At 64.6% G+C, this 9,603-nt stretch carries 9 protein-coding genes; 5 read left to right on the plus strand and 4 right to left on the minus strand.

All coding sequences use genetic code 11. The annotated features are described in order from the left end of the window. The first annotated feature begins 31 nt into the window (after nucleotides 1–31). Complete coding sequence (locus DNK10_RS07995) at nucleotides 32–532, plus strand: DUF2059 domain-containing protein (protein WP_131180517.1); 501 nt, start codon at nucleotides 32–34, stop codon at nucleotides 530–532. A gap of 52 nt (nucleotides 533–584) precedes the next feature. Beyond that, complete coding sequence (locus tag DNK10_RS08000) at nucleotides 585–890, plus strand: BolA family protein (RefSeq protein WP_131180516.1); 306 nt, start codon at nucleotides 585–587, stop codon at nucleotides 888–890. 158 nt (nucleotides 891–1,048) lie between these two features. Here DNK10_RS08000 and DNK10_RS26300 read toward each other — a convergent pair whose 3' ends face one another. Both DNK10_RS26300 and yghX read right to left on the minus strand, forming a co-directional pair. Continuing rightward, nucleotides 1,049–1,171 (minus strand): hypothetical protein, encoded by a 123-nt coding sequence (locus tag DNK10_RS26300; RefSeq protein ID WP_279635824.1) that lies wholly within the window; start codon nucleotides 1,169–1,171, stop codon nucleotides 1,049–1,051. Nucleotides 1,172–1,222: 51 nt separating this feature from the next. Beyond that, complete coding sequence (gene yghX / locus DNK10_RS08010; RefSeq protein ID WP_131180515.1) at nucleotides 1,223–2,110, minus strand: YghX family hydrolase; 888 nt, start codon at nucleotides 2,108–2,110, stop codon at nucleotides 1,223–1,225. A 414-nt stretch (nucleotides 2,111–2,524) separates the two neighbouring features. Between yghX and trhO the strand changes: the two genes are divergently transcribed. The 3 genes from trhO to DNK10_RS08025 are packed head-to-tail and all read left to right on the plus strand — an operon-like array spanning nucleotide 2,525 to nucleotide 5,869. Next, nucleotides 2,525–3,463 carry an oxygen-dependent tRNA uridine(34) hydroxylase TrhO gene (trhO, locus tag DNK10_RS08015; protein ID WP_131191163.1) on the plus strand — a complete coding sequence of 313 codons (939 nt, stop codon included), beginning with the start codon at nucleotides 2,525–2,527 and terminating at the stop codon, nucleotides 3,461–3,463. A gap of 2 nt (nucleotides 3,464–3,465) precedes the next feature. Next, on the plus strand, nucleotides 3,466–4,098 hold the full coding sequence (locus DNK10_RS08020) for a DsbA family protein (protein ID WP_131191164.1): 633 nt from the start codon (nucleotides 3,466–3,468) through the stop codon (nucleotides 4,096–4,098). Further along, entirely contained in the window at nucleotides 4,091–5,869 is a 1,779-nt protein-coding gene (locus DNK10_RS08025) for an ABC transporter ATP-binding protein (protein ID WP_131180512.1), read from the plus strand. The genes DNK10_RS08020 and DNK10_RS08025 overlap by 8 nt, the downstream gene beginning before the upstream one ends. Nucleotides 5,870–6,199: 330 nt before the next feature. On the opposite strand, the gene DNK10_RS08030 is transcribed toward DNK10_RS08025, so the two are convergent. Next, a complete protein-coding gene (locus DNK10_RS08030) occupies nucleotides 6,200–7,696 on the minus strand; it encodes a TolC family protein (protein WP_131191165.1) in 1,497 nt (498 codons plus the stop codon). A gap of 54 nt (nucleotides 7,697–7,750) precedes the next feature. Beyond that, the coding region (locus tag DNK10_RS08035) for an Ig-like domain-containing protein (protein WP_244216225.1) at nucleotides 7,751–9,603 on the minus strand (1,853 nt) is incomplete at its 5' end.

Raw genomic sequence — 9,603 nt, forward strand, 5'->3', positions numbered from 1 at the left:
AGCACCTCACCCTCGTGATCAGGAGTACCCGATGTCCCGTATCCCCGCACTCTGTATTGCCGCTCTGTTGGCTGCCGGCAGCACCCAGGTGCTGGCCGATGCCCGCAGCCATGCCGCCGATGCCGAGCGCTTCCTGCAGCTCGCCCACGCCGACAAGCTGGCCGTTCCGGTGTACGCCCAGGTTCAGCAGATGTTCGCCCAGCGTTTCGCCGAGGCCCAGGCACCGGAAAGCAAGCAGGCCGTACTGGAAACCTACCAGGCCAAGGCCAACGCCGAGCTGGACAAGGCCGTCGGCTGGGACAAGCTCAAACCCGATATGGTGAAACTCTACACCAGCAACTTCAACGAGCAGGAACTCAAGGATCTGATCGCCTTCTACCAGTCGCCACTGGGACAGAAAGTGCTGCAGAAGATGCCTGCACTGACCGCTCAGTCTGCTGAAATCACCCAGGCCAAGCTGGAGAGCGCGGTACCGTCGGTGAACAAGCTGCTGGCCGACATGAGCAATGAACTGGGCGTCAAGAAACCCTGATACCCGCCGTGGCCGGCACCTGGCCGGCCACGGTTTCTCCGTGGAGCCCTCGATGTCCAAACGTGAACACCTTCAGACTGCCTTTGCGGCCTTGCAACCCGAGCACCTCGAGGTGCTGGACGAGAGCCACATGCACAGCCGCGGTCTGGAAACCCATTACAAGGCCGTGATCGTCAGCCCACAGTTCGACGGGCTGAACGCCGTCAAGCGCCACCAGAAAGTATATGGCGCGCTGGGTGAGCTGATGAGCCAGGTGCACGCCCTGGCACTGCACACCTACACCCCGCAGGAATGGGCCGCCCAGGGCATCGCCCCGGATTCGCCAACCTGCCGCGGCGGCAGCAAGCACGACCATTGATCCTCGGTGGCGGAAGCCCCGTAGGGTGGGTCACGCTCCACCTGCGCGGCCCGACCGACCCACCAGGCCATTCAACGCCGATAGTGGCAGGCGAACCAACCGAGAGCATTCCCGGGTATCGCTTCGTTCAACCGCGTGCTACGTCGGCATCACGCCCATCACCACTCGACCACGATCTTGCCGAAATGGCCGCCGCTCTCCTGCAGGCGGAAGGCATCCGCCAGGCTTTCCAGGGCGCCGCTGCCGACGATAAGCCCCTGCAGACGCACCGGCTTGGCCATCAGCAGCGACGCCGGCACATCGCCTGTAAATGATCAGGTTCCCGACGCGAGTCAGGCCAGATAGCGTTTGAACCAGGCGATGGTGCGTTCCCAGGCGAGTTCGGCTGCAGCTTCGTCGTAGCGTGGCGTCGAGTCGTTGTGGAAGCCGTGATTGGTGCCTGGATAGATGTATGCCTCGTAGGTCTTGCCGGCAGCCTTGAGCGCAGCCTCGTAAGCGGGCCAGGTGTCGTTGACGTTGGGATCCGTCTCGGCGAAATGCAGCAGCAGAGGGGTCTTGATGCGGGTCACGTCTTCAGGTTTCGCCTGCCGGCCATAGAAAGGGACTGCCGCCGCCAGTTCCGGGTAGGCCACGGTGGCTGCATTGGATACGCCACCGCCGTAGCAGAAGCCGGTAATGCCGATCTTGTCGGTGGTCAGGTCGCTGTCGCGAAGGTATTCGATGGCGGCGAAAAAGTCGTTCATCAGCTTTTCCGGATCGACCTGCTGTTGCAGTTCGCGACCTTTCTCGTCATTGCCGGGGTAGCCGCCCACCGAGCTCAGGCCGTCTGGTGCCAGGGCAATGAAGCCGGCCTTGGCCACTCGCCGCGCGACATCCTCGATATAGGGATTGAGGCCGCGATTTTCATGCACCACCACCACGCCGGGCACCGGCCCCTTGGCATTGGCCGGGCGGATCAGATAGCCGCGTACCTGGCCTGTACCATTGGGCGAGGGGTAGTGGATGTACTCGGCGATGATGTCCGGATCGGTGAACTTGACCTGCTCGGCCAGCGCGTAATCCGGGCTCAGGGAGGCGAGCAGGGTGGCTGCGGTCAGGCCACCGACGGCGAATTTGGTCGCGCGGTCGAGAAAGTCTCGACGGCTGATCCGGCCATGTACGTAATAGTCGTAGAGCTCCAGCAGCTCAGGGGGAAAATCCTTGGCGGTGAGGCGGGTCATGTGAGGTTCCTTCAATCTGGTTGATAACGGCTCACGTCGATGCCGGTGCTGTGACCGATAGCAGCAGGTAGAGATTCTTTCATCGCTCGACGAAAACGACGTGCACCTGCAACGGTAGCTCATCTGCGTCGAGGTAAATTGCCAGGAGTTGACCTGATCGGGATTATTTATGCCGTCTTGTGCGGATGTGCACCTGTCTCTGCTTCTGTCAGTGATCGATGCTACAGCTCGTTCTGCCGACAATTACCGGCCCTCCCTACACCTGAGCGGCCAACACCAGTAAACTAGGCGCCCCATTTCCAAGCCTCCTCATGCTCCGGCAACGCCAGGGGCAGTGGCGAGTTTTTGCGACAATGGTTTCCCATTTCGTACCCAGTCCGCCCTTTGCGAGGGCGACTACTGAAGGACAGTGACATGACCGACAACATCGTCGTGGCGGCGCTCTACAAGTTCGTTTCCCTGCCGGACTACGAGGCGCTGCGCCAACCCCTGCTCGACACCCTGCTGGCCAACGGCATCAAGGGCACGCTGTTGCTCGCCGAAGAAGGTATCAACGGTACCGTTTCCGGCAGCCGCGAAGGCATCGATGGTCTGTTCGCCTGGTTCGCGCTGGATCCGCGTCTGGCCGATGTGGATCACAAGGAGTCCTACTGCGCCGAACAGCCGTTCTACCGCACCAAGGTCAAGCTGAAGAAGGAAATCGTCACCCTCGGCGTGCCGGGCGTCGACCCCAACCAGCGTGTCGGCACCTACGTCGAACCGCAGGACTGGAACGCGCTGATCAGCGATCCCGAAGTGCTGCTGATCGATACCCGCAACGATTACGAAGTGGCCATCGGTACCTTCGAAGGCGCCATCGACCCGCAGACCAAATCCTTCCGCGAGTTTCCCGAGTACATCCGCGAGCACTTCGACCCGAGCAGGCACAAGAAGGTCGCGATGTTCTGCACCGGAGGCATCCGCTGCGAGAAGGCCTCCAGCTACATGCTCACCGAAGGGTTCGAAGAGGTGTACCACCTCAAGGGCGGCATCCTCAAATACCTGGAAGAAGTGCCCCTGGAAGAAACCAAGTGGCAGGGCGACTGCTTCGTCTTCGACAACCGCGTCACCGTGCGCCACGACCTCAGCGAAGGCGACTACGACCAGTGCCACGCCTGCCGCACGCCGATATCGGTCGAGGATCGCGCCTCCGAATACTTCAGCCCGGGCGTCAGTTGCCCGCACTGCTGGGACTCCCTGCCGGAGAAGACCCGTGAAGGTGCCCGTGAGCGGCAGCGGCAGATCGAACTGGCGAAAGTGCGCAATCAGCCCCATCCTCTGGGCAACAACCCCCGCCAAAGACACGAGGCCTGAGGATGCATGCGCGCCTGCTCTATGTGATGGATCCGATGTGCTCCTGGTGCTGGGGCTTCGCGCCGGTGGTCGAAGCGCTCGCAGCCCAGGCCGCCGAGCGCGGCGTGCCGATGGAATTGATGCTCGGCGGCCTGCGCCGTGACCAGGTGGCCATCGATGCCGCCGCACGGGTGCGTTACCTGGGCTACTGGCAGGCGGTCAACGCCAGCACCGGTCAACTGTTCAACTTCGATGCCGGGGTGCCCGAGGGCATGCTTTACGACACCGAAGCGGCGTGCCGCGCGGTGGTCACCGTGCGTTCGCTCGACCCGCAGAGTGCCTGGCCGATGGCGCGGCGCATCCAGCAGGCCTTCTATCAGGAAGGCGCGGACGTGACCCAGGCATCGACCCTGGTGCGACTGGCCGAAGAAGTGGGTATTCCGCGAATCGAGTTCGCCGAAGCTTTCGACAGCGAAGAACAGCACAGGGCCACTGCCGCGGATTTCAGCTGGGTGCAGGATCTCGGTATCGCCGGTTTCCCGACCTTACTGGCCGAGAAGGACGGGCGCCTGGCCTTGCTCACCAACGGCTACCAGCCACTCGATGCCCTGTCGCCACTGCTCGCGCGCTGGCTGGAGCATGCCATCGATGGTTGATCGGCTGAGCTGGGCGGAAATCCGTCGCCTGGCCTTGCGTCACAAACGGGCGCTGATCCTGGCCAATCTGGTCGCGGTGCTGGCGACCCTGTGTAGCGTGCCGATTCCCTTGCTGCTGCCGTTGCTGGTCGACGAAGTGCTGCTTGGCGACGGTAATGCGGCGCTCAAGGTAATGGACAACTTCCTGCCTGCGGCCTGGCAGAGTGCGCTCGGCTACATCCTGCTGATGCTGGCGCTGACCTTCTTGCTGCGCGGCTGCGCGCTGATCTTCAACGTGGTGCAGGCGCGGCTGTTCGCGCGGCTTTCCAAGGACATCGTCTACCGCATCCGTATCCGCCTGATCGAACGCCTCAAGCGTATTTCCCTCACGGAATACGAAAGCCTCGGCGGCGGCACGGTGACCACCCACCTGGTCACCGATCTCGACACCCTGGATAAATTCATCGGTGAAACCCTGAGCCGTTTCCTGGTCGGCGTGCTGACCCTGGCCGGCACCTCGGCGATCCTGCTGTGGATGCACTGGCAGTTGGCGCTGCTGATCCTGCTGTTCAACCCCTTGGTGATCTATGCCACGGTGCAACTGGGCAAGCGCGTCAAACACCTGAAGAAACTCGAGAACGACAGCACCTCGCGCTTCACCCAGGCGCTGACGGAAACTCTGGATTCGATCCAGGAAGTGCGTGCCGGCAATCGCCAGGGCTACTTCCTCGGCCGCCTTGGTGGGCGTGCCCGTGAGGTGCGCGACTACGCCGTGGCCTCGCAGTGGAAGACCGACGCCTCCAACCGTGCCAGTGGCCTGCTGTTCCAGTTCGGTATCGACGTGTTCCGCGCGGCGGCCATGCTCACCGTGCTGTTCTCCGACCTGTCCATCGGCCAGATGCTCGCGGTGTTCAGCTACCTGTGGTTCATGATCGGCCCTGTCGAGCAACTGCTCAGCCTGCAGTACGCCTTCTATGCCGCCGGTGGTGCGTTGACGCGAATCAACGAGCTGCTGGCGCGCCGCGACGAGCCGGATTACGTCGGTGGCGCCGACCCCTTCGAAGGGCATGAGACGGTCGGCATCGACGTTCATGATCTGACGTTCTCTTATGGAGAGGAACCTGTACTGCAGGGCCTCAACCTGTCCATTGCACCTGGGGAGAAGGTGGCTATCGTCGGCGCCAGCGGCGGCGGCAAGAGCACCCTGGTGCAACTGCTGTTGGGGTTGTACACGCCGCAGGCAGGGATCATTCGCTTCGGTGGCAGCAGCCAGGAAGAGATCGGTCTGCCGGTCATTCGTGAGCATGTGGCGGTGGTGCTGCAGCATCCGTCGCTGTTCAACGACACGGTGCGCGCGAACCTGTGCATGGGCCGCGAACGCAGTGACGAAGCCTGCTGGCAAGCGCTGACCATCGCCCAGTTGGCGCAGACCATTCGCCTGTTGCCGCAAGGCCTGGACACCGTGGTCGGCCGCTCCGGCGTACGCCTGTCCGGTGGCCAGCGGCAGCGCCTGGCCATCGCGCGAATGGTGCTCGCTGAACCCAAGGTAGTGATACTCGACGAAGCCACCTCGGCCCTGGATGCCGCTACCGAATACGCCTTGCACGAAGCCTTGGGGCAGTTCCTCAACGGCCGCACCACGCTGATCATCGCCCACCGTCTGAGTGCGGTGAAACAGGCGGATCGGGTGCTGGTGTTCGACGGCGGCAGCGTCGCCGAGGATGGCGATCACCGCCAGCTGATCGCCGACGGCGGGCTGTACGCCAAGCTCTACGGCAACCTGCAGCACTGACGGCCCGGCAGCCGCCGCCGGCGCAGCACTGTGGCTGGGCGCTAGTGCCACATCACAGATAAAATGTCGTATCCGAGCGAGGTTGCGCAAAGGCAGGAGCGGGCGGCCGTAGGATGGGTGCAACCCATCGGCAATTGATGGGTTTCACCTGCGCGGCCCGACCCATCCTACGGTCTGAAGGACGAAAGCGGCCTTCGATCGAAAACGCTTGAGGCTGGAAAGCTGGACGAAAGAGCCTATGCGGTTTGCCTGTCGTTCGGCCTCCAGCCTCTAGCGCTTCTATCGGTCGTCCGCAGCCCCCATTACGATTATTACCCCGTTCGCCGCCTCCTAGAGGCCCGCTCGAATGTTCCCTTGCTGCCAGCGCGTTTCACTGTCGGCTAGCGCCTGGGCGACGTCGCTCAACTGGGTCGAAGGCAATTCGTTGGGCAGCGGATCGAGACCGATGCTGGCGAACAGTTGACCATAGCTGTTGCGGAGCTCGGCATAGGCCAGATCGCGGCGCAGATCGGCCTGCAGGGCATTCAGCTCGCCCTGGATCAGCGCGAGTTCACCGATCCCCTGGGCCGTGTGGCGGTTACGCAACTGCTCGGCGATCTGGCTGTCGAGGCGGGACAATTGCTGGCTGGTCAGGAACTGACGCCGGGCCTCGTTGAAGTTGGCGTTGGCCACGTGGAGCTGGGCCAGCACCGCCATGGACATCGCCTGGCGCCGCGCCGCCGCCACTTCCTCGCCGGCTTTGGCCACATCGATGGCCGCTGGTGCGGAGAGCACGTTGAACAGGTTCCAGGTGACCTTGACGCCATAGTCGGCCCAGCTCTGGTTGACCAGGAAGCTGTTGCTGTCGTAATGGCCGCCGGCGCTGAACTCCAGGCCGGGCAGCAGGCGCAGCATGGCCTTGCGGGTTTCCGCGGCGCTGATGCGCGCCTGGTAGTCCTGTTCGCGCAGTTCCGGGCGGTTGGCCAGGGCCTGCTGCTCCATCTGCGCCAGCTCGACCTTGAGTTCCGGTACCTCGTAGTCGCCGGAGGCGGCCAGTGTGAGGTCTGTGCCCAGGGGCAGGTTGATCAGCGTCGCCAGCTCGGTCTTGGCCAGGGACAGCGCCCGGCGCTGCTCTTCCAGCTGGCGCGTGGCCTCGATCAGGGCGCGCTGGTAGCTCAGGGCCTGTACCGGATCGCCGATGCGTTGCTCGCTGAGGCTCTGGCTGTTGTCGCGGGCCTGGCCGACGCGGGCCATCAGGTTGTCGATCTGCTGCAGCATGCGTTCAGCCGCCACGGCGCGCCAGTAGGCCGAGCGCACGTCCTGGATGATGGTGTGCACGACCTTGCGTCGCCGCTCCTGGACGATCAGGCGCTGGTCGGCCTGCTGCTTGGCGCTGACGTAGCTGACACCGAAGTCCAGCACGTTCCACACCATGGTCAGATCCGCCACGCCGCGGTCGCGATCCTGGGAGGTGGAGGGCTCGAGGGACTGGGTACCGGTGTTGATGCTCTGGCTGCTGGAGGCGCTGACGTTGTTGCGCCCGGCATACCCGGCGGAGAGCGCCATGCGCGGCAGCATGTCGAAGCTGGCGAGATCGAGCTGGCGCTTGGCCAAGGCTTCCTCCATGACCTTGAGGCGACCCTCGAGGTTGTATTTCACCGCGCGCGCCATGGCCTCATGCAGGGTCAGGGGACCGCTGAGCGGCTCCTGATCCTTGAACATGGCGAGCAGATCGTGTTGGGCGCGCTGTTCGCTGATGCCACGCTCGATCGGTTGGCTGGTCACGGCACACCCGCTGATAGCCAGGGCCAGCAGGCTGGCACCGAATAGTTTCTGCTTTCTTTTCATCCTTGGGCCGCCCCCTTGTTACGGCTCAAACTCATTATTCTTCTTTCGTTGCAATCAGACCTGTGATTCGACCGCCGTAAGCTGGCCCAGCGCCAGGGCCAGGTCGCGCAACTGCCGTTGCTCGCTTTCCTGCATGTCGTGCAACTGCTGGCCGAACGTCGGCGCGCCGAAGATGCCCGGCAGCCCTGGACCAGCGTCGGCCTTGCCATCGAGGCTGTTCTGCGATGCCGGCGCGCTCGCCGCTTCGCTGCCGAAGATCAGCGACAGGGTGCTGGCGCCGAAGACACCGCCATCGCCCCCAGCGAAACCGAGGCGGCTGGCGGCGGAGCCGCCGATGCTGCCGTAGTGGCTGGCGAACACCTGGGCGAGGTAACCCGGCGCCAGGGTGCCGTTGGGCAAGAAGATGGAGCCCGGCGCCGGCATGCCGCTGCCCAGGGTGCGCGGCTCGAAGAGCGGGGTGGGCAGCAGGGGCGAGTGCATTGGCGCTTCCGGCAATGGCGGTGCCGACGGGTACGGCGCGGGCGTCATGTCCGGCATGTTCGCCGGGGGATTGGCGCGGAACTCGGGATCGCCTTGCGGCTGTTGCGCATTCACCGCGGCGATCTCGCCCGCCGCGCTGGCGCTCAGGGTATTGCCCACGGCATCGCTGATGCCGCTGCCGGCCGCGTTCAGGGCCAGGCCGATACCACCCATGCCGCTGAGGTTGCCGACCTGGACGCGATAGGTTCGGGCATCGACCTGCACCAGCGACTGGATGGTGCCGGCGGCGGTGCCGCTGGTGAGCAGGGAGAAGTCGCCGGCGTCCACCCCGGTGACCGCTTCGCTGAAGGTGACGAGGAACTGCAGAGTCGTGGCGGACGAGCCAGGGTCGCGAACGATGCTCGACACGCTCGGCGCCGTGCTGTCGAGCAGGATGCCCGAGGTATCGCCGACGCCATTGAGGGCGGGGAGGGTGTCGTTGCCCGCCGCATCGCGCAGGCTGCCGCCATTGGTTTCGATCGCGCCGCCGAGGCTGAAACCGCTGCCGTCCGCCTGACCCTCGGCGAGCGTGAGGCGGAATACCAGCGTCGGGCTGCCCGAGCCGGACAGGTAGTCGGCGTACAGGATGCTGCCGTCTTCCAGGGTGATGGCGATACGCGGGGTGCCGCCGCTGCTGTCGACGATGACCGCCTCGGACAGATTGACGGTGAAGTCGAGAGGCTGCCCGGCCACGTAGGCGCCGCCGGGGGGAACGCCAACCGAGACGGTCGAGGCTGGCTGGGTATCGATGACCAGGCTTTGCGCGGCGGACGAACTACTGTTGCCGGCGGCATCGGTACTGATGACGGAAACCGCGTTGCTACCGTTGACGTCCAGCGCCAGGCTGCCGGCGACCGGGGTGGCGCTGGCCAGGTCGAGGCTCCAGGCGCCGCCGCTGGCGACGGTGGTATAGGTCGCGCCGCCAATGCTGACAGTGACGGTGCTGCCGGTTTCAGCGGTGCCGCTCAGCAGCGGCGCCGCGCTGTTGGTCAGAGCCGGCGAGGTCACGGTGGGTGCGGTGGGCGCGGCGGTGTCGATGATCAGGGTCTGGGTGGCGGCGCTCGAGGTGTTGCCCGCCGCATCGGTGCTGGTGATGCTGACCGGGTTGGCGCCGTTGCTGTTCAGCGCCAGGACGCCGGCGACCGGTGTGGCGCTGGCCAGGTCGAGGCTCCAGGCGCCGCCACTGGCGACGGTGGTATAGGTCGCGCCGCCAATGCTGACAGTGACGGTGCTGCCGGTTTCAGCGGTGCCGCTCAGCAGCGGTGTCGTGCTGTTGGTCAGGGCCGGCGAGGTCACGGCTGGCGCGGTGGGCGCGGCGGTGTCGATGATCAGGGTCTGGGTGGCGGCGCTCGAGGTGTTGCCCGCCGCATCGGTGCTGGTGACGCTGA

It is taken from the genome of Phytopseudomonas daroniae (assembly GCF_004327275.1).
Classification (GTDB): domain Bacteria; phylum Pseudomonadota; class Gammaproteobacteria; order Pseudomonadales; family Pseudomonadaceae; genus Aquipseudomonas; species Aquipseudomonas daroniae.

Excerpts from the sequence above, each read along its gene's own strand:
- trhO (WP_131191163.1), top strand. The coding sequence starts at position 2,525 with ATGACCGACAACATCGTCGTGGCGGCGCTCTACAAGTTCGTTTCCCTG.
- DNK10_RS08000 (WP_131180516.1), top strand. The coding sequence starts at position 585 with ATGTCCAAACGTGAACACCTTCAGACTGCCTTTGCGGCCTTGCAACCC.
- DNK10_RS26300 (WP_279635824.1), bottom strand. The coding sequence starts at position 1,171 with ATGGCCAAGCCGGTGCGTCTGCAGGGGCTTATCGTCGGCAGCGGCGCC.
- DNK10_RS08030 (WP_131191165.1), bottom strand. The coding sequence starts at position 7,696 with ATGAAAAGAAAGCAGAAACTATTCGGTGCCAGCCTGCTGGCCCTGGCT.
- DNK10_RS08020 (WP_131191164.1), top strand. The coding sequence starts at position 3,466 with ATGCATGCGCGCCTGCTCTATGTGATGGATCCGATGTGCTCCTGGTGC.
- DNK10_RS07995 (WP_131180517.1), top strand. The coding sequence starts at position 32 with ATGTCCCGTATCCCCGCACTCTGTATTGCCGCTCTGTTGGCTGCCGGC.
- DNK10_RS08025 (WP_131180512.1), top strand. The coding sequence starts at position 4,091 with ATGGTTGATCGGCTGAGCTGGGCGGAAATCCGTCGCCTGGCCTTGCGT.
- yghX (WP_131180515.1), bottom strand. The coding sequence starts at position 2,110 with ATGACCCGCCTCACCGCCAAGGATTTTCCCCCTGAGCTGCTGGAGCTC.